The following is a 25,656-nucleotide window of genomic DNA, read 5'->3' as shown; positions in this document are numbered from 1 at the left end:
TGTCGTGCTGTGCCTGCGCGGAAATAGAGCGTCTGAGTGACAGTCGCAAAAAAGGGCGCTGGAAAAAGCTCCAGCGCCCCTTTGACAATCATTCCGGCTACGCCATGTCAGGCGGGGCTGAGCGGCCGGGAAGAACCCCGTAACCGAAATTAATGCAACTCAGCATGGTGTCGCGAGCCGCTCCCCTCACTCCACCGTCACCGACTTCGCCAGGTTCCGCGGCTTATCCACATCCGTGCCTCGTGCACACGCCGTGTGATACGCCAGCAACTGCAGCGGCACGACATGCAGAATCGGCGACAGCAGACCATAGTGCTCCGGCATCCGGATCACATGCAGCCCTTCATCGTTGACGATTTTCGTATCCGAATCAGCGAATACATAAAGCTCACCGCCGCGCGCACGCACTTCCTGAATATTCGACTTCAGCTTTTCCAGCAGCGCGTCATTCGGCGCCACCGTCACCACCGGCATCGCTTCCGTCACGAGCGCGAGCGGCCCGTGCTTCAACTCGCCGGCCGGATAAGCCTCGGCATGAATATACGAAATCTCCTTGAGCTTCAGCGCGCCTTCCAGCGCGATCGGATAATGCATGCCGCGCCCGAGGAACAGCGCATGTTCCTTGCGCGAAAACTCTTCCGACCACGCGATGATCTGCGGCTCCAGCGCCAGCACGCTATTCAATGCGGCCGGCAAGTGGCGCAACTGCTTCAGGTAGTCGGCTTCCTGTTCTTCATTCAGATGACCGCGCAGTTTGGCCAGCGTGGCCGCCAGGACGAACAGCGCGACCAGCTGCGTCGTGAACGCCTTGGTCGATGCCACGCCGATCTCGCGGCCCGCGTGCGTCAGGAACGACAATGCCGTCTGGCGCACCATTGCGCTCGTGCCGACGTTGCACACCGCCAGCGTGTGCTTGTGTCCGAGCGACTGCGCGTGCTTGAGCGCCGCGAGCGTATCCGCCGTCTCACCCGACTGCGAAATCACCACAACCAGCGACCTCGGATTCGGCACCGACTCGCGGTAACGATATTCGCTGGCAATCTCCACCTGGGTCGGAATCTTCGCGATCGATTCGAGCCAGTACTTCGCGGTCAGTCCCGAGTAATAGCTCGTGCCGCACGCGAGAATCAACAGGCTGTCGATCTGCGCGAACACGTCGCCTGCACCTTCGCCGAAGATCGATGCGTCGAACGAATCGGTTTGCGGAATCGTGTCGGTGATCGCGCGCGGCTGTTCGAAAATTTCCTTCTGCATGAAGTGGCGATACGGGCCGAGTTCGACCGCGCCGCCATACGCCGCCACCTGACGCACGTCGCGCTGCACATCGTTGCCGTCGCGATCGGCGATACGCACGCCGTCGAGCGACAGTTCGCACACGTCGCCTTCCTCGAGGAAGATGAAACGTTCGGTACTGCCCGCGAGCGCGAGCGCATCCGAGGCGAGGAAGTTCTCACCGTCGCCGAGCCCGACCACCAGCGGCGAGCCTTGGCGTGCGCCGACCACCGTATGCGGCTGATTCCTGTGCAGCACTGCAATCGCGTACGCACCGTGCAATTGCGCGATCGCTTCACGCACGGCGGCGAACAGGTCGCCACGATACACGCTGTGAATCAGGTGCGCGATAACCTCGGTATCGGTCTGCGAGACGAACTCGTAGCCCTTGCCCCGCAGCATTTCACGCAGTGACTCGTAATTCTCGATGATGCCGTTGTGTACCAACGCGAGCGCATCTCTCGAGAAGATCGGGTGCGCGTTGTCCGTCACCGGCGCGCCGTGCGTCGCCCAGCGCGTATGCGCGATTCCCGTGATGCCCTCGAGATGCCCCTCGTGCACCTGCTCGTCGAGATCGGCGACACGCGCGACGCTGCGCGCGCGGTTCGGTCCGTTCTCGCCCAACACCGCGACGCCACACGAATCGTAGCCACGGTACTCGAGGCGCCGCAGTCCTTCGATCAGGACGGAAACAATGTTACGTTGCGCAACCGCGCCGACAATGCCACACATGGCTCATTCCTTTTCAGTGCTGGGTTTCAGGGAGCGCGCTTCGCGCACGCATCACGCCCATCAGCTCTTCTTCTTGACCGGGCGAACATAGCCCGTTTTGCTTGTTTGTTTTTTATCGTTCAGAACCAGCGCTTCGGCTTCGACGTCCTTCCAGACCGTCGTGCCCGCCGCGATCGTCGCGCCGCGCTTTACGCGCACCGGGGCGACCAGTTGCGTGTCCGAACCGACGAACACGTCGTCTTCGATGATCGTGCGGAATTTGTTCGCGCCGTCGTAGTTGCAGGTGATCGTACCCGCGCCGATATTCACGCGCGCGCCGATATCCGCGTCGCCGATATACGTGAGGTGATTCGCTTTCGAGCCGCGACCGAGCACCGCGTTCTTCACTTCGACGAAGTTACCGACATGAGACTCGTCTTGCAGCGATGCGCCTGTGCGCAAACGCGCATAGGGGCCCAGTACGACATTGGCCCCGACTTCGGCGCCTTCGATATGCGTGAACGCGTCGACGCGCGTGCCGGCGCCGATGCTCGCGTTGCGGATCACGCAGTTCGGCCCGACGGTAACGTTGTCGGCCAGCGTCACGCGGCCTTCGAACACGCAGTTCACGTCGATCGACACATCGCGGCCGCATTCGAGCGTGCCGCGCACGTCGAGGCGCGCCGGGTCGGCGAGCGTCACGCCCGCCACCAGCAGCGTATCGGCAACGTTGCGCTGATGGATCCGTTCGAGTTCGGCAAGCTGCTGCTTGCTATTCACGCCGAGCGTTTCCCACTCGTCGTCCGGCTGGGTGGTGACGACTTCGAACCCGGCTTCGATCGCCATTTCGACCGCGTCGGTCAGATAGAACTCGCCTTGCGCGTTGTCGTTCTTCAATGCCGCAAGCCAGCCGGCGAGACGCTCGGTGGGCGCGACGATGATGCCGGTGTTGATCTCCGAGATTTTCAGCTGCTCGGCGCTCGCGTCCTTCTGTTCGACGATGCGCGACACCTTGCCCTGCTGGTCGCGCACGATGCGCCCGTAACCGCTGGGGTCGTCGAGCGTAACGGTCAGCACGCCATAGCCACCCTGCCCCGCGCGGTCGGTCAGCGCGCGCAGCGTGCTGGCGCGTGTGAGCGGCACGTCGCCGTACAGCACCAGGGTGGGCGCGGACGGGTCGAGCAACGGCAGCGCCTGCTGGACCGCGTGGCCGGTGCCGAGCTGCTGCTCCTGCACCGCGAACTGCACGTCCGGCGCCGCGACGGCTTCACGTACGGCTTCGGCGCCATGGCCGATCACGACCACGAGCCGCGCAGGCTCGAGCGCGCGAGCCGTGTCGATGACGTGAGCGAGAAGCGGCCTGCCGGCCAGAGGATGGAGCACCTTGGGAAGCGCGGACCGCATGCGCTTGCCGGTGCCTGCCGCCAAAATCACGATGTTCATGGCGTCGGCAATTAGTCAGTTTGTGGCCGACGATTCTATCATGCGCTACATGCCGTAAAAGGCGCGCTGGCGCGCATTGGACGGCGGGCGCGATAGCGCGAAACCGCCCATTTTCCGGGTGTTTCCGTCAAAGATCGTCGAACTGGACGATCGAAATCGGCTTCGATGCGCCGAGCATGGCGCCGTCATCGTTGCCGGTGGAACACGGCTCTTCGTCGAACGCGATATCGCCCTGCGCATCGGCCTCGCCGGTTGCGCGCAGGCCCGCGAACGGGAACAGCTTGTGGTCCATCAGATGCGACGGCACGATGTTCGACAGCGCGTTGAACATGTTCTCGATGCGCCCCGGGAAACGCTTCTCCCAATCGCGGATCAGCGCCTTCATTTCGGCGCGCTTCAGGTTGGGTTGGCTGCCGCACAGATTGCACGGAATAATCGGGAATTCGCGCAACTCCGCGTATTTCTCCAGATCGGTTTCCTTCACGTAGGCGAGCGGCCGGATCACGATATTCTTGCCGTCGTCCGATTGCAGCTTGGGCGGCATGCCCTTCAGCTTGCCGCCGTAGAACATGTTCAGCAGCAGCGTTTGCAGGATGTCGTCGCGATGATGGCCGAGCGCGATCTTGGTCGCGCCGAGTTCACCTGCGACGCGGTACAGAATGCCGCGCCGCAGCCGCGAGCACAGCGAGCAGGTGGTCTTGCCTTCCGGCACCAGCCGCTTGACGATGCTGTACGTGTCCTGGTTCTCGATGTGAAACGGAATGTCGAGCTGCTTCAGGTATTCCGGCAGGATGTGCTCCGGGAAGCCCGGCTGCTTCTGGTCGAGATTCACCGCGACGATGTCGAAGTTGATCGGCGCGCGTTCGCGCAGCCGCATCAGGATGTCGAGCATCGCGTAGCTGTCCTTGCCGCCCGACAGGCAAACCATCACCTTGTCGCCTTCCTCGATCATGTTGAAGTCGCCGATCGCCTCGCCGACCTGGCGCGCGAGGCGCTTGAACAGCTTGTTGTTCTCGTACGCTTCCTTCTGCTCGCGGCGCGTGAGCGGCGACTTGGTCTTCGCGGCGGGCGCGCTGTCGTTCAGGATTTCCGGAGCATTCATGGCTCAATCCTCTTTGATTCGGAAAACTTCGACGCCCACGGCGTCGCAGTCGGGATACACGTCCGGCTTCTCGGTCGACACGCGCGCGGCCCGCACCTGCGGATGCTCGAGCATGGTCCTGACGAGGTCGTCGCAGAGCGTTTCCTGCAAGTGGATGTGCCCTTGCTCGACGCGGCGCGAGATGGTGGAGCGCATGAAATCGTAGTCGACGACTTCGTTCAGCTTGTCCTGAACCGGCGTGGACAGCGCGAGCGGCACGAACAGTTCGACGTTGATCACGACGCGCTGTTCGCCGCGCTTTTCGAAATCGTGCACGCCGATGTTGATGTGCACTTCGTAGTTGCGCAGAAAGAGCCGGCGGCAATCGGCGAGCCGGGGGTGCGAAAGAGCGGCAAACATGTTCGTTCCAGTCGAAAAAAGCGTGCGGGGCACGCAAAGGGGCGCTCACTGCGCGGCGGCCGCCTGTCCAGGCAGGCCGCGCGCGCCTCAGGCGCCCGTCAAAAACATAACGTCGCGCGGCAGCGGCACGAGATGCTGCCCGCCGTCGACCACCAGCGTCGTTCCGGTGACGCCGGCTGCATCCGCGAGATACAGCGCGGCGGCGACAATATCCTCGGGCCGCGACGCGCGGCCCAGGGGCGTGATTCGGTGTGCGGCCTCGAAACCGTCCTGCGTCTGGTCGGCGGATTGCATCGTGAGGCCCGGCGCGAGCCCGACCACGCGTACTTTCGGCGCCAGCGCCTGCGCCAGCGCCACCGTGGCGGTTTGCAGCGCCGCCTTCGACAGCGTGTACGACAGGTAATCCGGATTCATGTTGTACAGCTTCTGATCCAGCACGTTGATCACCACCGCGCGCTGGCTTTCGTCGCTGCGCGCGGCCTCCGGCGTCGCCTCGAACAGCATGCGCGCGAGCACCAGCGGCGCACCGAGGTTCATCGCGGTCAGCTTCAGCAGCAAGTCGTAGCCGACGTTGCGCGCCGTGTCCTCCTCGAAGCGCGACGCGTTGTTGACGATGCACACCGGCCGGCCCAAGGCCGCCGTACAGGCCGGCAGCAGCCGCTCGACCTGCGTCTCGTCGCCCAATTCCGCGTGCAGCGCGACCGCCCGGCGGCCCAGCGCGGCGATTTGCGCGACCACTTCGTCGGCCTCTTCGCGCGACGCGCCGTAGTGCACCGCCACGTCCCAGCCGCGCGCCGCAAAGCCGAGCGCGAGCGCGCGCCCGATGCGGCGGGCGGCGCCGGTAATCAGCACGACGCGGGGCGTGACGGGGGCGCGGTCAGCGGCGGTGTCCAGAGAGGCGGTCATTTACAATGCGGGGATGAATCCGAAAGCTCACCAACCCGATAGTTTACCTGCTCCCGGCCCAAGCGCGCTTGCGCAGTCCGAAGCACTGGTCGCGCGGCTGCGCGCGGAGCTCGACAGCGCCGGCGGCTGGCTGCCGTTCGACCGCTACATGGAGCGCGCGCTTTACGCGCCGGGCCTCGGCTATTACAGCGGTGGCGCGCGCAAATTCGGTCTGCGCGGCGACGACGGCAGCGACTTCGTCACCGCGCCGGAGTTGTCGCCGCTGTTCGCGGCGACGCTCGCGCGCCCGCTGGCCGAAGCCTTGGAAGCGAGCGGCACGCGCGGCGTGATGGAGTTCGGCGCCGGCACGGGCAAGCTGGCCGCCGGCTTGCTCAACGCGCTCGATGCGCTGGGCGCCGGGTTCGACAGCTACTCGATCGTGGATCTGTCGGGCGAATTGCGCGAACGCCAACGTGAGACGATCGCGGCGGCTGCGCCCGCGCTGCTGGCGAAAGTCCGTTGGCTGGACGCGTTGCCGGAGCGCTTCGACGGTGTGGTGATCGGCAACGAGGTGCTGGATGCGATGCCCGTGCGGCTGTTCGCGGCAACCGGCGGTGTCTGGCACGAACGCGGCGTGGTGTGGCGCAACGAGGCGTTCGCGTTCGACGACCGCCCGGTATCCGCGGAAGCGGACATCGCATTGCTTGCGGACATCGACACCGCCGGCGAAGACTACCTGACCGAAACGCACGAAGCCGCGAGCGCCTTCACGCGCACCGTCTGCACGATGCTCGCGCGCGGCGCGGTGTTCCTGATCGACTACGGTTTCCCGCGTCACGAGTACTACCACGCGCAGCGCGCGCAAGGCACGCTGATGTGCCACTACCGGCACCGCGCGCACGGCGATCCGTTCCTCTACCCGGGGTTGCAGGACATCACCGCGCACGTGGAATTCACCGGGATCGCCGAAGCCGGTGTCGAGACAGGCGCGGACTTGCTGGGCTTCACGTCGCAAGCGCGCTTCTTGCTGAATGCGGGCATCACCGACGCGTTGTCGGAAATCGATCCGGCCGACACGGCGCGCTTCCTGCCCGCGGCGAATGCGGTGCAGAAGCTGTTGTCCGAAGCGGAGATGGGCGAACTGTTCAAGGTGATCGCCTTTTCACGCGGCCTGGACGATACGCTGCAGGCGTTTTCCAGCGGCGACCGCTCGCACACGTTGTGATTTTTTGCCTGATTGGGCGTTAGGAATTCGTGATGATCCGCTGGCTCTTGACTACGTTCGTCGCGGTGGCGGTGTTGTCGGCGTGCTGGCCGTGGCTCAGGAAAATCGGCATTGGCCGGATGCCCGGCGACGTGACCTTGCGCGTGTTCGGCCGTGAGTATCCGTTTCCGTTCATGTCGACGCTGGTGCTGTCGATGATCCTGTCGCTGCTGGCGAGATTGCTTTAAGTCCGCGTTGCCTTTGACCACGGCGACATGCGCCGCGCAAAGGCCAAAGGCAACCACACCGAAACACCCTACCCCAGCGCCGCTTCCACCGCGCGCACCCGCTCCTGATGCACGGCGTCCTTGATGCCGGCAGGTGCATCGGCCATTCGTTTGGCGACCGCACCGGCATCCACGCCGCGCGCCGCGACGAGCGCCACCCTGAGCCGCTCGGCCTGCGGATAGTCCCGCATCTCGAACCCCAGCCGGCCGCGCGCATCGGCCTCGCAGGCCTGCAACGCTTCGGCGAAGCGCGCCGGTTTGCGAAGCGCGTCGCTGCGTTCGAGCAATCTCACCAACGCCGCCGCCCCCATCTCCGTTACGCGATGGATGTTGCCGTGCTCGCGCGCCACCAGCAGCGCGAGATCGCGGCAGTCGTTCGGCACCCGTAGCCGGTCGCAGAGTGGCTTGAGCAGATCCACGCCGCGCCCCTCGTGGCCGATATGCCGCGGCAGCACGTCTTCAGGCGTGGTCGCCTTGCCGAGGTCATGCGTCAGCGCGGCAAACCGGACCGGCAGCGCATAGCCCTGCTGGGCGGCATGGTCAACCACCATCATCACGTGCACACCGGTGTCCACCTCGGGGTGATAGTCGGCGCGTTGCGGCACGCCGAACAGTGCGTCGATCTCCGGCAGAATGCGCGCCAGCGCGCCGCACTCGCGCAGTACCTCGAACATGCGCGACGGCTTCTTCTCCATCAGGCCGCGCGACACTTCCTGCCACACACGTTCGGCCACCAGCGCATCCACTTCGCCGTCGGCGACCATCTTGCGCATCAGCGTCAGCGTTTCCGGCGCGACCGTGAAATCGACGAAGCGCGCCGCGAAGCGCGCAATCCGCAGAATCCGCACGGGGTCTTCGAGGAACGCGTCGCTCACATGCCGGAACAGCCGCGCCTGCAAATCGGCCTGACCGTTGAACGGGTCGATGACCGGACCGCTCAACTCGCCGTCCGGGCGCACTTCGCGCGCCATCGCGTTGATTGTCAGGTCGCGGCGCGCGAGGTCTTCCTCCAGCGTCACGTCCGGCGCGTAGAAGAACTGGAAGCCGTGATAACCCGCCGCCGTCTTGCGCTCGGTACGCGCGAGCGCGTACTCCTCGTGCGTCTGCGGATGCAGGAACACCGGAAAATCCTTGCCCACCGGACGATAACCCTGCGCCACCATCTGCTCGGGCGTCGCGCCGACCACCACGTAGTCGCGGTCCTGCACCGGTACGCCCAGCAACTCGTCGCGGATCGCGCCGCCTACCGCGTAGATGTTCATGGGCATACGTCTTGGTAGGCAATCGCGTGAGTCTCGCGGCGCGAAGCGTCGATCCATGCCGCCACCGCCGGCAACGCGGTGATCCGCTCGACGTAAGCTGACGCGGTTTCGGACAACGCCGGCTGCCACGTGTTGAAACGCATCGCGACCGGCGCATACATCGCGTCGGCAATGCTGAACTCGCCGAACAGGAAAGGTCCACCATGCGCGTCGAGGCACTCGCGCCAGATCCCCTCGATCCGCGCGATATCGGCGAGCACGCCCGGCGTTGCATTCTTGCCCGGGAACGACGCGCGAATGTTCATCCACATGTTCGAGCGCAACTCGCCGAAGCCCGAATGCATCTCGGCGCTCACGCTGCGGGCGAGCGCGCGCGCCCCCGCGTCGCGCGGCCACAGCGCGTGCTGCGGGAAGCGCTCGGCCAGTGTCTCGGCGATCGCCAGCGAATCCCAAACGGCCTGCCCCGCGTCATCGATCAGGCAGGGCACCTTGCCCGGCCCCGCTGGCGCATGAGCGAGGATCGCGGCGGTCGTGCCGGATTCGTACAGGTGGATCAGCACTTCGTCGAACGGAATGCCGAAGTGCTTCAGCAGCAGCCACGGCCGCATCGACCATGACGAGTAGTTCTTGTCACCAATTAGCAGTTTCATGCGTCGTATCAATGGGGAGAGGATTTGAACGAGGTACGTCAGCGTCCGGCGCTGGCGCGAAACGTGTCGAAGCGCGAACGCGTCGACACGCCGGTCAGATACACGGGCGCAATCGTTTCGATGCTGGCGGGCTCGAGGCCGAGTTCAGGCGCAAGCGGGCTGCTCAACACGTTGTCGACTTTCATCGAATCCAGATTGTCGCGCGAGATCACCGGCTCGCCAGGCGCCATTTCGAAGGTCAGCGCCTGCAGGCGCGCCAACGCGTCCGGCAAACGGATGATGCGCGCATGCTTGCCGATCACGTCGCCGCAATAGGTGACGAGGTCTTCGAGCGTGTAGACGGTCGGGCCGCCCAGTTCGTAGGTCCGGCCGCTCGCGGCGTCGAGATCGAGCACGTTGACAATCGCCTTCACGACATCGTCGACATACACCGGCTGAAATTTCGCATCCGGCATCGCGAGCGGAAGCACTGGAAACATCCGCTGCAGGAACGCGAACTTGTTGAGGAACTGGTCCTCGGGACCGAAGACCACGGACGGCCGGAAAATCGTCCACGCGAGGTTCGCTGCATGCACCGCTTTCTCGCCGTCGCTCTTCGAGCGCGAGTACATGCTGGGTCCGTTCGGATTGGCGCCGAGCGCGCTGAGGTGAATCAGCCGGTGCACGCCCTTGCCTTCGCAGGCGGCCACGATCCGCGTCGGCAGATCGACGTGCATGCGCGCGAACTCCGGGCCGTATGGCGTGCCGCGCTTGCCATTCAACGTGCCGACGAGATTGATCACGCAATCGGCGCCTTCGACAAAGCGCGCGAGCTGGACCGGATCGAACACGTCGGTTTCGATCACGTCGATGGGAAGCAGCGTGAGATGGCGGGCGTTGTAGCGCCGCCGCGTGGCGATGCGCACGTCTTTACCCGCTTCGACGAGCGCGTTGACGAGATGGCTGCCGATAAACCCGGAACCGCCGATGATCGCAATGGCTTTGTGTCGCATTTTCGACTCCCTGATGGAAGCCGCGGCAACGGCTGGCGTGGCGCGCCGAGGCCTCGAACGAGGCCGCGGCGGCACGGCGCTTTACGGTGCGATATAACCCAGACGCGCCTTCAGCGATTGCGGACGGCCTTCGAACAACGCCGCGTAGTAGACCGTGTTGGATAGCACGTTCTTGACGTAGTCGCGGGTTTCCTGGAACGGGATCGCCTCGGCGAAGATCGCACCTTCGACCGGATGCTGCAACGACTGCCGCCAGTTGCGCGGACGGCCGGGGCCTGCGTTATAGCCGGCGGTAGCCAGCACCGCGGACCCGTCGAACTGATTGTAGATCATCGACAGGTAGTTGGTGCCGAGCAGGATGTTGGTGTTGATGTCGTTCATCTGCTCGCGCGAAATCGGGCCGAGGCCGATCTTTTTCGCGACCAGTTGCGCGGTGCCCGGCATCAACTGCATCAAGCCGCCCGCGCCGACCTCGGAGCGCGCGTTGATGATGAAGCGCGACTCCTGGCGAATCAGCCCGTATGCCCACTCCACGTCGAGCCCGCTCGACTGCGCATCGCGCTCGACGATATCGCGGAACGGCGACAGATAACGCAGCGAGAAATCGTGCTCGCTCTTCGTGCGGTCCGCCGTGTTGACGGTGCGGTCATAGAGCTGGATACGGCGCGCGTATTCGGCGGCCGCGAGCAGTTGGCGGTCGCTCATCGTGCGCAGCGGCCAGTTCCATTCGCGATTGCCTTCGAGCCGCAGATTCATCGCATAGAACCGTTGCGCGAGATCGAAGCCCGGCGTGTTGCCGGCTTGCTGGACTTCGGCGTCGCTCACCGAGGTTTTCGGCGGCACCGAGATCTTCTGGCCGAGTTCCTCGGCGGCCAGTTGACCGTAGAAGTTAAAGCCCTGCGCGATCGACTCGAATTCCTGGTTGGCCGTGGTCGTGTCGCCCGCCTGCTTCAGCGCACGCGCGTGCCAGTAGACCCACGACGGCTGCTTGCGCAGCGCCTCCGGCATCTGCTCGATCGACCAGCGCACCATGTTCCAGTCGCCGGCGAGGAGCGCGGTGCGCGTGCGCCATTCATACGCGGGATTCGACAGTTGCGCATTCGCCGACAGCCGGTACCAGTCCACTGCGCTCGGCATCTGCTTGGCGGCTGCCTGATAGGCAATCGTGCCCCAGCCGATCGCGCGCTCCGGCGAATTCAGCGACGGCGCGACCGATGCGAACGTGGCCGCGGCCATCGCCGGATCGTTGCGCGCCATGCGCGTGATCGCCAGCAGCGCCAGCTGATGCGACTGCGCATCCGGACCGACGCCGCGCGCCAGCAGCAACGGCGGGGTGCTCGTCGCCTGGCCGAACAGCACCGGGTCGGGCGCCTGGTTGCCGAGCGCGTCGAGCAGCTTGCTGCCGGTGCCCGTGTAGTTCTGCTCGTACGCGAGACGGATCTGCTGCCAGACGTCGTCGGCACTGAACTGGCGATTCACGGCGAGCACGGTGATCAGATCGACGCAGCCGTCGCCGTACCACTTCGGATCGACCAGCAGCGCGCGCGCCGCGTCGGCGACGTTTTCGCCGCGCGAGGCGCGCGATTCGAGCGCATAGCACTTCACCTGGGTGTCGTCGTTCAGCACGAAGCGCGCGTATTGCTGATCGAAGTTGCGCCAGTCGTGACGCGTGCCAAGCACCGTGAGGTAGTCGTTGCGCAGACGGTCGGCGATCGCCTGGCCGTCGTACTTCTGCAGAAACGCCAGCACTGGCGCATCCGGCGCGTCGACGCGCGCATGGCCGGTCGAATCGAACAGTTGCGGCTTGAGCTGGAAGTACTCCAGATACGAAGGCGCCGGATAGTTCGGGATCATGCTCGCCAGTTGCGCCGCGCGCGCCGCATCGTTATTGCGGGCTGCCTCGCGCAACTGGACGAAAATCTGGTCGTCGTTGGTGAGCGGAGAAAAGGAAACGGGCTTGACGGCGGAGGCCGTGCTGCACGCGACGAGTGCCGCTGCGGCGAGCGCCAGACCGGCCGCGCGATATACTCGATAAAGGCGTTTTGACATCGTTGTTTCTGGAGCGCGAATTGGACCAAAGCATAGCATGCAACCCCGTGCCGGCCGCGAAAAAGGCGCTGCGCCGGATGCTATTGGAAACGAGGCTGCAAGCGGCTTCCGAGCCGGCGCACAACGCCGCGCTCGGCCGCCACCTGCTTGATGCGTTGGAGCACTATGGTGTGGACAGCGTAGGATTCTACTGGCCGCTTTCCGGCGAATTCGACGCACGCGCTGCGATCTCTCTGTGGCTTGCGGCCAACGCTCAACGAGAAGCCAGCTTGCCGATTATCAAGACACGCGGCGCACCGCTCGAATTCCATGCTTGGCGCCCCGACATGGAAATGAGGATCGGTCATCACAAGATTGCCGAGCCGGTGTCGGGCCAGGTGGTGATTCCCGAGTTGCTGTTCGTGCCCTGCGTCGGCTTCGACGACGGCGGCTACCGGCTCGGTTACGGTGGCGGTTATTACGATCGCACCCTGGCCGCCTGGCCGGGTTCGAAACGGCCGCTGACGGTGGGCATCGCGTATGAAGCGTGCCGCACGCCGGCACTGCAACGTGAAGCGCACGACATTCCGCTCGACCTGATCGTTACCGAGGCGGGTTTCCATCCACGCCCGGCAAGTTGAGCCGGGCATGCGGCGCGCGTACTGGCTTCACGCCGCCGCATCAGCCCGGCAGCCCGCTATAGGGACGCCGCCGCGCGCGCGGCCGTGTCGTACAGACCGGACGCGTTGCGCATCAATTGCGCCGCGTCGCCGATCTGTTCGTTGGTCAGGCCGCTTTCCTTCAGCGTCGAAATCAGACAGCTCTCACGCACCTCGCGATACTTCAGACACAACTCGCGGCCCGCTTCGGTCGCCGAAAAGAACACTTCCTTGCCGGTCTTTTCGCTTTTTACGTACCCTCTAGCTACGAGCTTCTTCAACGCATAGGTGGCGACGTGCGTGTCTTCGATGTTCAGCACGAAGCAGATGTCCGCGAGCTTCTTGCGACGCTCGCGGTGGCTGACGTGATGCAGCAGCGACACTTCGATCGCGGTCATGTCCTTGTCGCCGGCCGCCGACATGCAGCGCACCATCCACCGGTTGAAGGCGTTGCCCGCCATGATCAACGCGTATTCGAGTTCGGACAGCTCCGCGCTGGTCTCGGAGACGAGATGTTCCGACGAGACGATCTTGGTGGGATGACGCGACATGACGAAGAGTCCGAGGGACAGGATGAGAAGGTGTCGGGAGTGTACGACGAGCCGCCGATCCCGGCGAGCCTGGCACAAACGCTTATTGAGAAATTGTTGATATTTTATTGATAATGTACGCTTCAACTATCGCATACCGGCGCGGATCGCGCGTCAAGGGTTCCACCGTGCCCGCTTCCTGCCATCCGACCTGGGCCGTTAAGCCATGAGCCAACCAAGAATCTTTCCGCTCGGCGATGCCGCGCTTGTCTGCGAAGCGCCGCCGCCCGCCACGCTGGAGTGCCAGCGGCGCGTGTGGGCGGCCGCCGCGCTCGCGCGCGACTGGCCGCATGTGCTGGAGGTCGTGCCGGGCATGAACAATCTGACGCTCGTGTTCGATCCTCTCGAAGCCGATCGCGACGCGCTCGGCGAACAATTGCTGGCCGCGTGGGACGCCGCGGGCAAGACGCTCGAGTCCGGTCGCGAGGTCCAGATTCCGGTGCAGTACGGCGGTGAGTTCGGCCCCGATCTGCAGGCGGTCGCCGATCACACGGGCCTGACGGTGCGCGAGGTCGTGCAGCGTCACGCGGAGGGCGAGTACGTGGTCTTTTTCCTCGGCTTCCAGCCGGGCTTCGCGTACATGGGCGGCCTCGACGCCGCCTTGCATACGCCGCGCCGGGCGTCGCCGCGGCTGGAGGTGCCGGCCGGCTCGGTCGGCATCGGTGGTGAACAGACCGGCATCTATCCGGCCGTCTCGCCCGGCGGCTGGCAGCTGATCGGCCGCACCGAGCTGCCGCTGTTCGACCCGGCGCGCCGCCCGCCCACCCTGTTGCAGCCGGGCGACCGTGTGCGCTTCACCATCGCGGAGATACACGCATGATCGATGTGATTCGCGCAGGTCTGCTGACCACGATCCAGGATCTCGGCCGTCACGGCCAACGGCATCTGGGCGTCGCGATGGGGGGCGCGCTCGACCGGCTGTCGCTCGAAGTCGGCAACCGGCTGGTCGGCAACCGGCCCGACGCGGCCGGCCTGGAAATCACCTTCGGCCCGACCGCGCTGCGCTTTCTGCGCGCGACACGGGTCGCCATCACCGGCACCGAATTCGGCGCGACGCTCGACGGCAAGCCGGTCTATTCGTGGTGGAGCCTGCCGGTGCAAGCGGGCCAGGAGCTGGTGCTGAACGCGGCGAAACGCGGCATGCGCGGCTACGTCAGCGTGGCGGGCGGCATCGACGTGCTGCCGATGCTCGGCTCACGCAGCACCGATCTCGCCGGTCATTTCGGCGGACTCGGCGGCCGCGCGCTGCGCGACGGCGACCGCCTGCCGGTCGGCGTGCCGCAGCAGCGCGGCCAGGTCGGCTTCACGCCCGAGGCGCCGGAGTTCGGCGTGAAGGCGCCCAGCTGGTGCAAGTTCGTGCTGGTTCACGAGCCGCTGCGGCGCGGCCGTCATCCGTCGGGCGTGCCGTGGGCGGTGCCGATCCGCGTGCTGCGCGGCCCGGAATACGACAGCTTCACCGAGGCCGCGCACGAATCGTTCTGGGCCGATGAATGGCTCGTCACGCCGAACAGCAACCGCATGGGCTATCGCCTCGCCGGCGCCGAACTGGAACGCACCCGCAAAACCGACCTGCTCTCGCATGCGGTGCTGCCCGGCACGATCCAGGTGCCGCCGAACGGCCAGCCGATCGTCTTGATGAGCGACGCACAAACCACCGGCGGCTATCCGAAGATCGGCGCGGTGATCCAGGCCGATCTGTGGAAGCTCGCACAGGTCCGCCTGAACGCCGCGGTGCGATTCATCCCGACCACGCTGTTCGAAGCGCGCCAGGCTTTGCTGGAAGAACGTACGTACTTGCGGCAGATCGACGCCGCAATCGCGATGCATGAAGAACGCTGCGCACGCCTGTCGACGGTCGCGGCGCTGTAACACTCAGTAGGGGAACACCATGGAAATCGATTTGAACGCCGACCTCGGCGAAGGCTGCGGCTCCGACGAGGCGCTGCTCGACCTCGTCAGTTCGGCGAATATCGCTTGCGGCTGGCACGCGGGCGGCCCCAATGCCATGCGCGAATGCGTGCAGTGGGCGGTGCAGAAAGGCGTGTCGATCGGCGCGCATCCGAGCTTCAACGATCCTGAGAATTTCGGTCGCAAGGAGATGGATCTGCCGGCCGGCGAGATTTACGCGGGCGTGCTGTATCAGCTCGGCGCGCTGTCGGCGATCGCCCAGGCCGAGGGCGGGCGCATCGCGCACGTCAAGCCGCACGGCGCCTTGTACAACCAGGCCGCGCGCGACGCGAAGATCGCCGACGCGATCGTTTCGGCGGTGCACGATTTCGATCCGTCGGTGGCCGTGTTCGCGCTCGCCAACAGCGGCCTCGTGACGGCAGCGCGCAACGCGGGTCTCGTCGCGATCGAGGAAGTGTTCGCCGACCGCGGCTATCGCGCCGACGGCTCGCTCGTGCCGCGCAAGGAACCGGGCGCGCTGCTCGACGACGAAAACGAAGTCCTGGAGCGCACGCTCGCGATGATCCGCGAGCAGCGCGTGCAGGCCGTGGACGGCCAATGGGTACCGCTGAACGCGCAGACCATCTGTCTGCACGGCGACGGGCCCCATGCGCTGGCGTTCGCGCGGCGCATTCGCGGCGCGCTGGAGGCTGCCGGCATCGACGTTCACGCGGCCAACGCCGCACGCGTCTGAGCGGCGGCTTCGGCGGCCAGACAGACAGCGCGAATTACCTCCAGCGACACCTCCGACGCCCCGCTTTCGAGCGGGGCGTTTGCCAGGTGGAGGGCGCATTGCCATACCCGGCGGGCAAACCGCGAACGCAGGTGCAGGTGCAGGTGCAGGTGCAGTTTGAAGTGCAGAGGTACGCAGTTCGAAGCAACGCGGCCATCAAGAGCCGTGGCAACACCAGACGGCGCATGAACACCACGCGCCGGCCCACGTGAGCCGCTACCCGCGGCGAGGTTGAAACCCTGTTTGGAGATCCTGATGCAGTCAACTGTCAGTCTATGGCCGCTCATCGGCGTGGCCGTCATCATCGTCGGCTTTTTATTGCGGTTCAATCCGATGCTGATCGTCGCGGTCGCCGCGATCGTCACCGGTCTTGCCGCGCACTTCCCGCCTGAAAAAATCCTTGCGCAGATCGGCACCGGCTTCATCAAGACGCGCAACATCCCGCTGATCATTCTTTTACCGCTCGCCGTGATCGGCCTGCTCGAACGGCACGGGCTGCGCGAGCGCGCGCAAGCGTGGATCGGCGGCATCAAGGCGGCCACCGCCGGGCGTCTGCTGATCGTCTATCTGCTCGTGCGCGAGCTGACCGCCGCGGTCGGCCTGACCGGGCTCGGCGGGCATCCGCAAATGGTGCGCCCGCTGATCGCGCCGATGGCCGAAGGCGCGGCCGAAACCCGCTTCGGCAAGATCAGCGACGCGGTCCGTTTCAAGTTGCGCGCGTTCGCCGCCGCCACCGACAACGTGGGCCTCTTCTTCGGCGAGGACATCTTCGTCGCGTTCGGCGCAATCGTGCTGATGACGACCTTCCTGAAGGAAGCGGGCATCGTCGTCGAGCCGATTCACGTCGCGCTGTGGGGCATCCCGACCGCGATCTGCGCATTCATCGTGCACGGCTTCCGGCTGTATCTGCTCGACCGCCGGCTCGAACGCGAACTGCGCGGCAATGCCCGGGGCGGCAGCGCTGCCGTGTCGTCGGCGCAATCCGCCGCGGGAGACAAAGCATGACATTCACGATCACCTATCTGTTCTGGCTGCTGGGCGTGGTGCTGCTGATCGTCGGCGGCATGATCGTCACCGACAGGACGCATCCACGCCGCCTCACCGCGGGCGGCTTCTGGATTCTCTACGCGCTGATCTTCCTGATCGGCGACCGGCTGCCGCCGGCGGTGGTTGGCGTCGCCGTGATCGTCATGGCGCTGATCGCCGGTTTCGGCGGCGTCACCGCGGCCAAGCCGAAAATGCTGTCGCTCGACGCGCGCAGGGCAAGCGCCGCGCGTCTGGGCAACAAGCTGTTCGTGCCCGCGCTGACGATTCCGGTCATCACCGTGATCATCACGCTGTCGGCGAGCCACCTGGTATTCGGCGGTATGCCGCTGATCGAGAAGGCCAACGTCACGCTGATCGGCTTCGGCATCGGCTGCGTGATCGCGCTCGCGGTGGCTTGCGTGATGACGCGCGACACCGTCGGCCAGTCGATGAAAGAAGCGCGCCGGCTGGTCGATGCGCTGTCGTGGGCCGCGGTGCTGCCGCAGATGCTCGGCATGCTCGGCCTCGTGTTCTCCGACGCGGGTGTCGGCAAGGCCGTCGCGCACGTGACCACGTCCTACATCAGCCTCGACTATCGCTTCGTCGCGGTGGCCGTGTACTGCATCGGCATGGCGCTCTTCACGATGGTGATGGGCAACGGCTTCGCCGCGTTCCCGGTGATGACGGGCGGCGTCGGCGTGCCGATTCTGGTCGGCGTGTTTCACGGCAACCCGGCGGTGATGGTCGCGATCGGCATGTTCTCCGGCTACTGCGGCACGCTGATGACGCCGATGGCCGCGAACTTCAACATGGTGCCGGTCGCGCTGCTCGAACTGCCGGACAAGAACGCGGTGATCAAGGTGCAGATTCCCACCGCGCTCATCCTGCTGGTGATCAACATCTTCCTGTTGAATTTCCTGATGTTCCTGTAGGGCGCCTGCCTTCAAGGCGGCCTATGCCGACGCATCGCAGCCCGCCGCTGCGATGCGTCGCTGAAGCAGACTCATTGCGAATCGCGCGCGACCGAATTAGGAAGCGCCCGATCGTCGGAACAGGGGGTGGCACATAAGATCGCGGAAGGTCTCCCATCCCACGCGCCGGTGCGTGCCACGCGCGCCGCTTGCGATCCTCTGCAGGCGTCCATGGAACATCCATCCCACCGCGACGGCGACTCCGCTGCCCACGTCACCTCGTTGATCGACGACGCGCTGGCCGCACAACCAGGCCGGCCAGTTCGACGCCGCCGACGCGCTCTACCGGCAAACCCTCACGCTCGCGGCGGCGCTGGGCAAGCCGGTGTGGCTACTGCTGCCACCAACGCCGACTGGCGCAGGGTCAAAGCGCGCAACGACACGCCGTGGTATCCGGCAATGAGGCTGTTCAGGCAAAAGACATCGGGAGACTGGCAGACAGTGGTGGCGGAACTCGCGCAGGCTCTGCAACGGCAATAGGTTCGATCCGGCGCACCCGCGCTCAGCCCGGCTCGACCACGAATCCGCGCTGCCGCAAAAGCTGCAACACGCCTTTGGGGCCGCCCAGATGCAGCGCGCCTATCGCAACGAACACCGGCTTGTTCGGCGCGGCGATCTGCAGCATCCGCGACACGAAGCGCCGGTTGCGCTCATAGACGATCCTGTTGTCGATCGAGTCGGAGACATGCTTGTCGCGCGCCAGATTTTCGGATTTCGCGGCCTGCCATGCGGCAATTGCATCGGCATCGCCGACCCGCCACAGCCGATGCAGCGCGCGCACATCCGCGACGTTTTGCGCAGGCGTCTGCACCAGATCCTGCGCGAGCATTTCGCGCTGCTGCGCAAGCGAGAGTCCCGTGAACGCGCGCATCTGCTGCGGCAGCGTTTCGAGTCCGACGATCTTGCCGCGCGTCTTCAGGTACACGTTCTGCAATTGCGCTTCCGTGCCGTACTCGGTCTGCAGGCCGGCGCTCAGCGAATCGTAGGTTTCGACCACCAGCGACGCGAGCCAGGGCCGCATCTTCTTGATCGCATCGAGCGCGGCGGGATTGCCGCGCAGACGCATCGCCAGCTTGTGCCACAACGGTTCCGGCAACGAGCCCGGCAGACAGTCGCGCTTGCACACGCCGTACTTCGACACGTCGTCTTGCGAGATCAGCAGTTCGTCGGGGGAGAGTTCGAGCGCCAGCGTCGGCGAGGCGGCCAGCGCGGCGAGGATCGGCGGCCGGAACGGCTGGGCGGCGGGATAGTCGGCGGGATCGCCGACATGCAGCGTGCCCAGCACGTAGATCGTGGTCGTGCCGCGCGTGGCGACATAGAACGGCATGCGCGCCGGCTGCGTGCGCACCGGGCCGCTCGCGGTGGTGCCGGGCGGCGCTGGCGACGGCGGCGGCGGATTGAAGCCCGGCACGCTTGCGCGCGGCGGCGCCTGCTCGCCGGGCACCGGCACCGCCGGGCGCCCCGCCTGGGCCGGCGCAGTGGCCGCCGCGCCCGCTGCATGCGCGAGCTCGGCGGGCGCGGAGCCGAGATAAAGAGCACAGCACACGCCGACGAGCACGGCACCGTTCAGCGCACGCGCTCGCCAGCGCCGCGCGAAAGCAGCACCGCAGCCGCCATCACGCAAGCGGCGCGCAAGACGACGCGCCGCTGCCGCATCAGGCATCCACGTCCCCCACCTCCTCGGCGCGGTGACACGATACCTGACGGCCATCCACTTCGCGCAGCTTCGGTTCCTCGCTGCGGCAGCGGTCGATCATATACGGGCAGCGCTGATGGAACGTGCACCCCGAAGGCGGATTCAATGGCGACGGCATTTCACCTTGCAGCTTGATCTTGATGCTGCGATCCGCCTCGAAGATCGAAGGCGTCGCCGACATCAGCGCGCGCGTGTACGGATGGCGCGGCTTCGAGAAGATCCGCTTCTTGTCGCCGAGTTCGGCCACGCCGCCGAAGTACATCACCATCACATCGTCGGCGATATGCTCGACCACGGACAAATTGTGCGAGATGAACACGTAGCTGGTCTTGAACTGCTCCTGCAAGTCCATGAACAGGTTCAGGATCTGCGCCTGGATCGACACGTCGAGCGCCGACACCGGTTCGTCGGCGACCACGATCTGCGGATCGAGAATCATCGCGCGCGCAATCGCCACGCGCTGGCGCTGGCCGCCGGAGAACATATGCGGATAGCGCTTCGCGTGTTCGGGACGCAGGCCGACGGTGCGCATCATCTGCGCGATCCGTTCGGCGCGCTCGGTGGCGCTCAGTTGCGTATTGATCGCGAGCGGCTCGCCGAGCGTCTGCTCGACGGTCTTGCGCGGATTGAGCGACGCGAACGGGTTCTGGAACACCATCTGCACGCGCCGCCGCAGCGCCGCGATCTTCGCGTGATCGGCGCCGGCCACGTCCTCACCGTCGATCAGCAGACGCCCCGCCGTGGGCGCTTCGATCATCGTCAGTTGACGCGCGAGCGTGGACTTGCCGCAGCCGGATTCGCCGACCACCGCGAGCGTCTTGCCGCGCTCCAGCGCGAACGACACGCCGTTGAGCGCCTTCACCGTGCCCGACGCGAACATGCCGCGCTTGACCGTGTAGTAACGCGCGAGCTGGTCGGCGACCAGCACGTGATCGCCCGTAGGTTTGGCCTGGCGCCGCGTTTCGAGTACTGCATTCATCGTGCGCCTCCACGGGTGTGAACGTTGGCGTCGCCGCTCAGGTTCAGGGGTTTGATGCAGCGCACGCGCGCCACTTCGGCGTGACCTTGCATCGGCGCGAGCGCGGGCCGCGCCTTCATGCAATCGTCGACCACGTACTTGCAGCGCGGCGCGAACAGGCACCCTTTGGGCCGGTCGTCGCGCCCCGGCACCATGCCCGGCAGCGCCGCGAGCCGCACCGCGCCCACGTTGTGCTCGGGAATCGCCGCCAGTAGCGCTTCCGTGTACGGATGATGGGGCGCCGCGAAGATGTCCGGCACCTTGTTCGTTTCGATCACTTCGCCAGCGTACATGACCGCGACGCGCTGCGCGACCTCGGACACCACCGCGAGGTCGTGCGAGATCAGCACGAGCGCCATGCCGCGCTCCTTCTGCAGCTTGATCAGCAGTTCCATGATCTGCGCCTGGATCGTCACGTCGAGCGCGGTGGTCGGCTCGTCGGCGATTAGCAACTTCGGGTTGCAGGCGATCGCCATCGCGATCATCACGCGCTGGTTCATGCCGCCCGACATCTGATGCGGAAACGAACCGATGCGGCCTTTCGGATCGGGAATGCCGACCTGATCGAGCAGTTCGAGCGCGCGTTTGTCGAGCGCGCTGCCGCGCAGGCCTTCGTGCAGCTTCAGCACTTCCTTGATCTGATAGCCGACCGTGTAGCTCGGATTCAGACTCGTGAGCGCGTCCTGGAACACCATCGCGATGTCCTTGCCGATGATCTTGCGGCGCTCCTTCGCCGATGCGTTCAGCAGGCTCTTGCCGTTGAAGGTGATCTCGTCCGCGGTGACTTTGCCGGGCGCGTCGATCAGGCCCATCAGCGCCATCATCGTGACGCTCTTGCCCGAGCCCGATTCGCCGACCACGCCGACCACTTCGCCGGGTGCGACGTCGAGGTTGATGCGATCGACCGCGGGCAGACCGTTGAAATTCACCGCCAGATTGCGGATGGTCAATAAATTAGCCATGTCATGCCATCCGTTTCAGTTTGGGATCGAGTGCGTCGCGCAGCCCGTCGCCGAGCAGATTGATCGCGAGCACCGAGATCAGGATGGACAGACCCGGCATGGTGACGATCCACCAGGCGCTGTCGATGTAATCGCGCGCCGAGGCCAGCATCGCGCCCCACTCCGCCGACGGCGGCTGCACGCCGAGCCCGAGAAAGCCGAGCGCGGCAGCATCGAGAATCGCCGAGGAAAAACCGAGCGTGGCTTGCACGATCAGCGGCGCGGTGCAGTTCGGCAGCACTTGCGAGAACATCAGCCGCAAGGTGCCGGCGCCCGCTACTCGCGAAGCCGTCACGTACTCCTTCTGCAACTCGCCCTGCGCCGATGCGCGCGTCAAGCGCACATAGCCCGGCAGCGCGACGATCGCGATCGCGAGCATCGTGTTGACGAGACCGGGGCCGATGATCGCCACCACCGCGACCGCGAGCAGCAGCGACGGCAATGCGAGCAGCACGTCCATGATGCGCATGATCGGCGTGTCGGCCCACTTCTCGAAGAACGCGGCGATCAGGCCAAGCACGATGCCCGGAATCAGCGCGAGCACCACCGACACGAAGCCGATCCAGAACGACAGCCGTGCGCCGTACATCAGACGCGAGAGGATGTCGCGGCCCGCTTCGTCGGTGCCGAGAATGAACTTCCAGTTGCCGCCGTCGAGCCATGCGGGCGGAATCTTCACGAAGTCGCGGTATTGCTCGATCGGGCTGTGCGGCGCGATCAACGGCGCGAAGATCGCGACGAAGATCAACACCAGCACGATGACGCCGGCGCCGACCGCGCCGCGATTACGCGAGAAGTTGGCCCAGAATTCACGGGCCGCGATGGCGCGGCCGCTGGGCGGCGTCACTGCCTGGGGGACTGTATTTTGTATGTCTGCCATGGTCGTCATGCCTCCCGCAGAGCCGCCTCAAGGGAGGCATGCGCCCCCGCGGGGGGCAGCGAACGTGAGTGAGCGTGGGGGTTCATATTTCACCTCGTATGGCGGATGCGTGGGTTGAGCACGCCGTACAACAGATCGACGACGAGGTTCACGACGATCACCAGCGTGGCGATCATCAGGATACCGCCCTGCACGACCGGATAGTCGCGCCGGCCGATCGCGTCGATCAGCCATTTGCCGATACCGGGCCACGAGAACAACGTCTCGGTCAGCACCGCGCCCGCGAGCAGCGTGCCGACCTGCAAGCCGATCACCGTCACAACGGGAATCAGCGCATTGCGCAACGCATGCACGACGATCACGCGCCCAGGCGACAAGCCCTTCGCGCGCGCGGTGCGGATGTAATCCTCGCGCAGCACTTCGAGCATCGACGAACGCGTCATCCGCGCGACGACCGCCAAAGGAATCGTGCCGAGCACGATGGCAGGCAGAATCAGATGGCTCAGCGCGGATTTGAACGCGCCTTCGTCGGTGGACATCATCGCGTCGATCAGCATGAAGCCGGTCACGTGCGGAATGTCGTATTCGACCGCGATGCGGCCCGACACCGGCGTCCAGCCGAGCTTCACCGAGAACACCATGATGAGGATCAAGCCCCACCAGAAGATCGGCATCGAGTAGCCGGTGAGCGCGGTGCCCATCACGCCGTGATCGACCACCGTGCCGCGCCGGAGCGCGGCGAACACGCCCGCGGGGAGACCGACGATCAGCGCGAACAGCATCGCGCAGATCGACAGTTCGACGGTGGCGGGAAAGCGTGCGAGGAATTCGCCCATCACGCTGGTGTTGGTGATGATCGAGGTGCCGAGATCACCGTGCAGGGCGCGGCCAATGTAATGGACGTACTGCATCGGCAGAGGTTCGTCGAGCCCGAGGCGGTGCATCGCTGCGGCGTGCATCGCGGGATCGACGCCGCGCTCGCCCATCATCACTTCGATGGGGTCGCCCGGTATCAGGTGAATCAGCGCGAACGCGAGGATCGTAATGCCGATGAACGTCGGTATCACCATGCCAATGCGGCGCAAAACAAAGCGGAACATGGTTCGTCCCTATGGTCTTGATGAAGAAAAAACGCAACCGGCGACGAGGGCTTGTGACCCCGGTCGCCGGACCATTTCGACCAGTTTTCTAACCGTGCGAAAAGCGTACTGCGCGAAATTTACGACTTGCTTGCAGGCTGACGCCCCAGCTTACTTGACGCTCACGCCGTCGAAGCGCGCGTAGCCGAGCGGTTCGATGCGCATGTCGACCACCTTCTTGCTGACCGGCTGGTAGACCGTGGAGTGAGCGATCGGCGAGAACGGCAGTTGTTGCGCGAAGATCCGCTGCGCCTCCACGTAAGCCTTGGTGCGCGCGGCCACATCGGACGTCACGCGGCCCTTCTGGATCAGATCGTCGAACGGCTTGTAGCACCACTTCGAGAAGTTGTTGCCGTTGACCGCCTCGCAGCCGAGCAGCGTGCCGAGCCAGTTGTCCGGATCGCCGTTGTCGCCGGTCCAGCCGATCAGCATCGTGTCGTCCTCGCCTGCGTGCGCGCGCTTGATGTACTCGCCCCATTCATACGTGACGATCTTCGCCTTCACGCCGATCTTGGCCCAGTCGGCCTGGATCATTTCCGCCATCAGACGGGCGTTCGGGTTGTACGCGCGCTGCACGGGCATCGCCCACAGCGTGAGGTCGAAACCGTTCGGATAGCCGGCCTTGGCGAGCAGGGCCTTGGCCTGGGTCGGATCGTAAGGCGCGGCCTTCAGATCCTTGTAGAACGACCACTGGGTCGGCGGCATCGGATTCGTGGCCAGCTGACCCGCGCCCTGGTACACCGATTCGATAATCGCCTTCTTGTTGATCGCCATGTCGAGCGCCTGGCGCACTTCGACCTTGTCGACCGGCTTGTGCGTCACGTTGTACGCGAGGTAGCCGAGGTTGAAGCCCGGCTGCGACGGCATGTCGATGTTCGGCTCGGCCTTGAGCGGCGCGATGTCGGCCGGACGCGGATAGCTCATCACCTGGCATTCGTCGCGCTTGATCTTCTGCACGCGCACGCCGGCGTCCGGCGTGATCGAGAAGATCAGCTTCGAGATCTTCACCGCGTTCGGCTTCCAGTATTCAGGATTGCCGTCGAAGCGGATCGTCGCGTCCTTCGTGTAGCTGCGGAAAATGAACGGGCCCGTGCCGACCGGGAACTGGTTGATGTCGGCCGCCTTGCCGGCCTTCAGCAGTTGATCCGCGTATTCGGCCGACAGAACCGACGCGTATTCCATCGCCAGATTCTGGATGAACGGCGCGTTGACTTCCTTCAGCGTGAACTTGACCGTGTACGGATCGACCTTTTCGACGCCGGTGATCAGCTTGTCGAGGCCCATGTCGGTGAAGTACGGGAACTGCACCGGATAAGCCTTGCGGAACGGCTGATTCGTGTCCAGCATGCGCTGGAACGTGAACACGACGTCGTCGGCGTTGAATTCGCGCGTCGGTTTGAAGAACGACGTGGTCTGGAATTTGACGCCGTGACGCAGATGGAACGTATAGGTCTTGCCGTCCGCCGACACATCCCACTTCTCCGCGAGACCCGGTTCGACCTTGGTGCCGCCGCGTTCGAATTCGACGAGACGGTTATAAACGGTGAACGTGTTGGCCGTGAAGTCGACACCCGTCGTGTATTGAGCGGGATCGAAACCCGCGGGGCTGCCTTCCGAGCAGTAGACGAGCGTTTTGTTCGGAATCTCGGCGCGCGCGTTGTTCGCACCCACCAGCGATGCCGCTGCAGCAGCGACGAGCGTCGTAACACGCGCGGCGCGCAACAGGTTGTTTTGCTTCATGTTTCCTCCAGGTTCAGGGCC

General features: G+C 65.1%; 25 protein-coding genes. 9 read left to right on the top strand and 16 right to left on the bottom strand.

The features are described from left to right. Positions 1–186 precede the first annotated feature (186 nt). The 5 genes from glmS to PQQ53_RS02995 all read right to left on the bottom strand — a co-directional run bounded on the left by glmS (position 187) and on the right by PQQ53_RS02995 (position 5,833). A complete protein-coding gene (glmS, locus tag PQQ53_RS03015; RefSeq protein ID WP_408140313.1) occupies positions 187–2,004 on the bottom strand; it encodes a glutamine--fructose-6-phosphate transaminase (isomerizing) in 1,818 nt (605 codons plus the stop codon). A gap of 60 nt (positions 2,005–2,064) precedes the next feature. After that, positions 2,065–3,426, bottom strand: coding sequence for a bifunctional UDP-N-acetylglucosamine diphosphorylase/glucosamine-1-phosphate N-acetyltransferase GlmU (gene glmU, locus PQQ53_RS03010; RefSeq protein ID WP_408323254.1), 1,362 nt, complete (start codon positions 3,424–3,426; stop codon positions 2,065–2,067). 127 nt (positions 3,427–3,553) lie between these two features. Then, on the bottom strand, positions 3,554–4,528 hold the full coding sequence (gene ttcA, locus PQQ53_RS03005; RefSeq protein ID WP_408323253.1) for a tRNA 2-thiocytidine(32) synthetase TtcA: 975 nt from the start codon (positions 4,526–4,528) through the stop codon (positions 3,554–3,556). Positions 4,529–4,531: 3 nt separating this feature from the next. Then, positions 4,532–4,927, bottom strand: a complete 396-nt coding sequence (locus PQQ53_RS03000; RefSeq protein WP_149669888.1) for a dihydroneopterin aldolase — start codon at positions 4,925–4,927, stop codon at positions 4,532–4,534. 87 nt (positions 4,928–5,014) lie between these two features. Next, positions 5,015–5,833, bottom strand: coding sequence for an SDR family oxidoreductase (locus PQQ53_RS02995; RefSeq protein ID WP_408152809.1), 819 nt, complete (start codon positions 5,831–5,833; stop codon positions 5,015–5,017). A 13-nt stretch (positions 5,834–5,846) separates the two neighbouring features. On the opposite strand from PQQ53_RS02995, the gene PQQ53_RS02990 reads away from it, so the two are divergent. Next, entirely contained in the window at positions 5,847–7,037 is a 1,191-nt protein-coding gene (locus tag PQQ53_RS02990; protein WP_408152808.1) for a class I SAM-dependent methyltransferase, read from the top strand. A gap of 32 nt (positions 7,038–7,069) precedes the next feature. After that, a complete protein-coding gene (locus PQQ53_RS02985; protein WP_408323252.1) occupies positions 7,070–7,264 on the top strand; it encodes a DUF2905 domain-containing protein in 195 nt (64 codons plus the stop codon). 68 nt (positions 7,265–7,332) lie between these two features. Here PQQ53_RS02985 and PQQ53_RS02980 read toward each other — a convergent pair whose 3' ends face one another. The 4 genes from PQQ53_RS02980 to PQQ53_RS02965 all read right to left on the bottom strand — a co-directional run bounded on the left by PQQ53_RS02980 (position 7,333) and on the right by PQQ53_RS02965 (position 12,256). Then, entirely contained in the window at positions 7,333–8,565 is a 1,233-nt protein-coding gene (locus tag PQQ53_RS02980; RefSeq protein ID WP_408323251.1) for a multifunctional CCA addition/repair protein, read from the bottom strand. Further along, positions 8,562–9,215, bottom strand: coding sequence for a glutathione S-transferase family protein (locus PQQ53_RS02975; protein ID WP_408323250.1), 654 nt, complete (start codon positions 9,213–9,215; stop codon positions 8,562–8,564). Before PQQ53_RS02975 ends, PQQ53_RS02980 begins: the two co-directional genes overlap by 4 nt. Positions 9,216–9,253: 38 nt before the next feature. Continuing rightward, on the bottom strand, positions 9,254–10,207 hold the full coding sequence (locus tag PQQ53_RS02970) for a complex I NDUFA9 subunit family protein (RefSeq protein WP_408140298.1): 954 nt from the start codon (positions 10,205–10,207) through the stop codon (positions 9,254–9,256). An 81-nt stretch (positions 10,208–10,288) separates the two neighbouring features. Beyond that, positions 10,289–12,256, bottom strand: coding sequence for a lytic transglycosylase domain-containing protein (locus tag PQQ53_RS02965; RefSeq protein WP_408152805.1), 1,968 nt, complete (start codon positions 12,254–12,256; stop codon positions 10,289–10,291). A gap of 77 nt (positions 12,257–12,333) precedes the next feature. Here PQQ53_RS02965 and PQQ53_RS02960 point away from each other — a divergent pair, with 77 nt between their 5' ends. After that, the gene (locus PQQ53_RS02960) at positions 12,334–12,876 is read left to right on the top strand and encodes a 5-formyltetrahydrofolate cyclo-ligase (RefSeq protein ID WP_408323278.1); all 543 of its coding nucleotides are present in this window, start codon (positions 12,334–12,336) and stop codon (positions 12,874–12,876) included. A 56-nt stretch (positions 12,877–12,932) separates the two neighbouring features. On the opposite strand, the gene PQQ53_RS02955 is transcribed toward PQQ53_RS02960, so the two are convergent. Then, on the bottom strand, positions 12,933–13,445 hold the full coding sequence (locus tag PQQ53_RS02955) for a winged helix DNA-binding protein (RefSeq protein ID WP_042327041.1): 513 nt from the start codon (positions 13,443–13,445) through the stop codon (positions 12,933–12,935). 205 nt (positions 13,446–13,650) lie between these two features. Between PQQ53_RS02955 and pxpB the strand changes: the two genes are divergently transcribed. From pxpB to PQQ53_RS02925, 6 genes are all read left to right on the top strand, one after another. Beyond that, on the top strand, positions 13,651–14,304 hold the full coding sequence (gene pxpB / locus PQQ53_RS02950) for a 5-oxoprolinase subunit PxpB (protein ID WP_408323249.1): 654 nt from the start codon (positions 13,651–13,653) through the stop codon (positions 14,302–14,304). Continuing rightward, positions 14,301–15,353, top strand: a complete 1,053-nt coding sequence (locus tag PQQ53_RS02945) for a 5-oxoprolinase subunit C family protein (RefSeq protein WP_408323248.1) — start codon at positions 14,301–14,303, stop codon at positions 15,351–15,353. Before pxpB ends, PQQ53_RS02945 begins: the two co-directional genes overlap by 4 nt. 19 nt (positions 15,354–15,372) lie before the next feature. Continuing rightward, positions 15,373–16,125 (top strand): 5-oxoprolinase subunit PxpA, encoded by a 753-nt coding sequence (pxpA, locus tag PQQ53_RS02940; protein ID WP_408152802.1) that lies wholly within the window; start codon positions 15,373–15,375, stop codon positions 16,123–16,125. A 294-nt stretch (positions 16,126–16,419) separates the two neighbouring features. Then, positions 16,420–17,169 (top strand): DUF969 domain-containing protein, encoded by a 750-nt coding sequence (locus PQQ53_RS02935; protein ID WP_408140287.1) that lies wholly within the window; start codon positions 16,420–16,422, stop codon positions 17,167–17,169. Further along, on the top strand, positions 17,166–18,122 hold the full coding sequence (locus tag PQQ53_RS02930) for a DUF979 domain-containing protein (protein ID WP_408323247.1): 957 nt from the start codon (positions 17,166–17,168) through the stop codon (positions 18,120–18,122). Before PQQ53_RS02935 ends, PQQ53_RS02930 begins: the two co-directional genes overlap by 4 nt. A 366-nt stretch (positions 18,123–18,488) precedes the next feature. Then, entirely contained in the window at positions 18,489–18,641 is a 153-nt protein-coding gene (locus PQQ53_RS02925; protein WP_408323246.1) for a hypothetical protein, read from the top strand. Positions 18,642–18,663: 22 nt separating this feature from the next. Here the strand turns inward: PQQ53_RS02925 and PQQ53_RS02920 are convergent, their stop codons facing one another. The 6 genes from PQQ53_RS02920 to PQQ53_RS02895 all read right to left on the bottom strand — a co-directional run bounded on the left by PQQ53_RS02920 (position 18,664) and on the right by PQQ53_RS02895 (position 25,635). Then, the gene (locus tag PQQ53_RS02920; RefSeq protein WP_408140282.1) at positions 18,664–19,824 is read right to left on the bottom strand and encodes a TraB/GumN family protein; all 1,161 of its coding nucleotides are present in this window, start codon (positions 19,822–19,824) and stop codon (positions 18,664–18,666) included. Next, positions 19,817–20,836: a peptide ABC transporter ATP-binding protein gene (locus PQQ53_RS02915; RefSeq protein WP_408140280.1), complete on the bottom strand. Its 1,020-nt coding sequence runs from the start codon at positions 20,834–20,836 to the stop codon at positions 19,817–19,819. The genes PQQ53_RS02920 and PQQ53_RS02915 overlap by 8 nt, the downstream gene beginning before the upstream one ends. Continuing rightward, a complete protein-coding gene (locus PQQ53_RS02910; protein WP_408140278.1) occupies positions 20,833–21,837 on the bottom strand; it encodes an ABC transporter ATP-binding protein in 1,005 nt (334 codons plus the stop codon). Before PQQ53_RS02910 ends, PQQ53_RS02915 begins: the two co-directional genes overlap by 4 nt. Before the next feature lies 1 nt (position 21,838). Beyond that, on the bottom strand, positions 21,839–22,756 hold the full coding sequence (locus tag PQQ53_RS02905) for an ABC transporter permease subunit (protein WP_408140276.1): 918 nt from the start codon (positions 22,754–22,756) through the stop codon (positions 21,839–21,841). An 89-nt stretch (positions 22,757–22,845) separates the two neighbouring features. Next, positions 22,846–23,856, bottom strand: a complete 1,011-nt coding sequence (locus PQQ53_RS02900) for an ABC transporter permease subunit (protein ID WP_042327049.1) — start codon at positions 23,854–23,856, stop codon at positions 22,846–22,848. A 150-nt stretch (positions 23,857–24,006) separates the two neighbouring features. Next, complete coding sequence (locus PQQ53_RS02895; RefSeq protein ID WP_408140273.1) at positions 24,007–25,635, bottom strand: ABC transporter substrate-binding protein; 1,629 nt, start codon at positions 25,633–25,635, stop codon at positions 24,007–24,009. Positions 25,636–25,656 lie beyond the last annotated feature (21 nt).

Origin of the sequence: Paraburkholderia strydomiana, assembly GCF_046030495.1 — a bacterium.
In the GTDB taxonomy this organism is placed as follows: domain Bacteria; phylum Pseudomonadota; class Gammaproteobacteria; order Burkholderiales; family Burkholderiaceae; genus Paraburkholderia; species Paraburkholderia strydomiana_A.
Note: the sequence above shows the minus strand (reverse complement) of the source record. Positions and strands in the feature narration are given on the sequence as shown.

Excerpts from the sequence above, each read along its gene's own strand:
- glmS (WP_408140313.1), bottom strand. The coding sequence starts at position 2,004 with ATGTGTGGCATTGTCGGCGCGGTTGCGCAACGTAACATTGTTTCCGTC.
- glmU (WP_408323254.1), bottom strand. The coding sequence starts at position 3,426 with ATGAACATCGTGATTTTGGCGGCAGGCACCGGCAAGCGCATGCGGTCC.
- ttcA (WP_408323253.1), bottom strand. The coding sequence starts at position 4,528 with ATGAATGCTCCGGAAATCCTGAACGACAGCGCGCCCGCCGCGAAGACC.
- PQQ53_RS03000 (WP_149669888.1), bottom strand. The coding sequence starts at position 4,927 with ATGTTTGCCGCTCTTTCGCACCCCCGGCTCGCCGATTGCCGCCGGCTC.
- PQQ53_RS02995 (WP_408152809.1), bottom strand. The coding sequence starts at position 5,833 with ATGACCGCCTCTCTGGACACCGCCGCTGACCGCGCCCCCGTCACGCCC.
- PQQ53_RS02990 (WP_408152808.1), top strand. The coding sequence starts at position 5,847 with ATGAATCCGAAAGCTCACCAACCCGATAGTTTACCTGCTCCCGGCCCA.
- PQQ53_RS02985 (WP_408323252.1), top strand. The coding sequence starts at position 7,070 with ATGATCCGCTGGCTCTTGACTACGTTCGTCGCGGTGGCGGTGTTGTCG.
- PQQ53_RS02980 (WP_408323251.1), bottom strand. The coding sequence starts at position 8,565 with ATGAACATCTACGCGGTAGGCGGCGCGATCCGCGACGAGTTGCTGGGC.
- PQQ53_RS02975 (WP_408323250.1), bottom strand. The coding sequence starts at position 9,215 with ATGAAACTGCTAATTGGTGACAAGAACTACTCGTCATGGTCGATGCGG.
- PQQ53_RS02970 (WP_408140298.1), bottom strand. The coding sequence starts at position 10,207 with ATGCGACACAAAGCCATTGCGATCATCGGCGGTTCCGGGTTTATCGGC.
- PQQ53_RS02965 (WP_408152805.1), bottom strand. The coding sequence starts at position 12,256 with ATGTCAAAACGCCTTTATCGAGTATATCGCGCGGCCGGTCTGGCGCTC.
- PQQ53_RS02960 (WP_408323278.1), top strand. The coding sequence starts at position 12,334 with ATGCTATTGGAAACGAGGCTGCAAGCGGCTTCCGAGCCGGCGCACAAC.
- PQQ53_RS02955 (WP_042327041.1), bottom strand. The coding sequence starts at position 13,445 with ATGTCGCGTCATCCCACCAAGATCGTCTCGTCGGAACATCTCGTCTCC.
- pxpB (WP_408323249.1), top strand. The coding sequence starts at position 13,651 with ATGAGCCAACCAAGAATCTTTCCGCTCGGCGATGCCGCGCTTGTCTGC.
- PQQ53_RS02945 (WP_408323248.1), top strand. The coding sequence starts at position 14,301 with ATGATCGATGTGATTCGCGCAGGTCTGCTGACCACGATCCAGGATCTC.
- pxpA (WP_408152802.1), top strand. The coding sequence starts at position 15,373 with ATGGAAATCGATTTGAACGCCGACCTCGGCGAAGGCTGCGGCTCCGAC.
- PQQ53_RS02935 (WP_408140287.1), top strand. The coding sequence starts at position 16,420 with ATGCAGTCAACTGTCAGTCTATGGCCGCTCATCGGCGTGGCCGTCATC.
- PQQ53_RS02930 (WP_408323247.1), top strand. The coding sequence starts at position 17,166 with ATGACATTCACGATCACCTATCTGTTCTGGCTGCTGGGCGTGGTGCTG.
- PQQ53_RS02920 (WP_408140282.1), bottom strand. The coding sequence starts at position 19,824 with ATGCCTGATGCGGCAGCGGCGCGTCGTCTTGCGCGCCGCTTGCGTGAT.
- PQQ53_RS02915 (WP_408140280.1), bottom strand. The coding sequence starts at position 20,836 with ATGAATGCAGTACTCGAAACGCGGCGCCAGGCCAAACCTACGGGCGAT.
- PQQ53_RS02910 (WP_408140278.1), bottom strand. The coding sequence starts at position 21,837 with ATGGCTAATTTATTGACCATCCGCAATCTGGCGGTGAATTTCAACGGT.
- PQQ53_RS02905 (WP_408140276.1), bottom strand. The coding sequence starts at position 22,756 with ATGGCAGACATACAAAATACAGTCCCCCAGGCAGTGACGCCGCCCAGC.
- PQQ53_RS02900 (WP_042327049.1), bottom strand. The coding sequence starts at position 23,856 with ATGTTCCGCTTTGTTTTGCGCCGCATTGGCATGGTGATACCGACGTTC.
- PQQ53_RS02895 (WP_408140273.1), bottom strand. The coding sequence starts at position 25,635 with ATGAAGCAAAACAACCTGTTGCGCGCCGCGCGTGTTACGACGCTCGTC.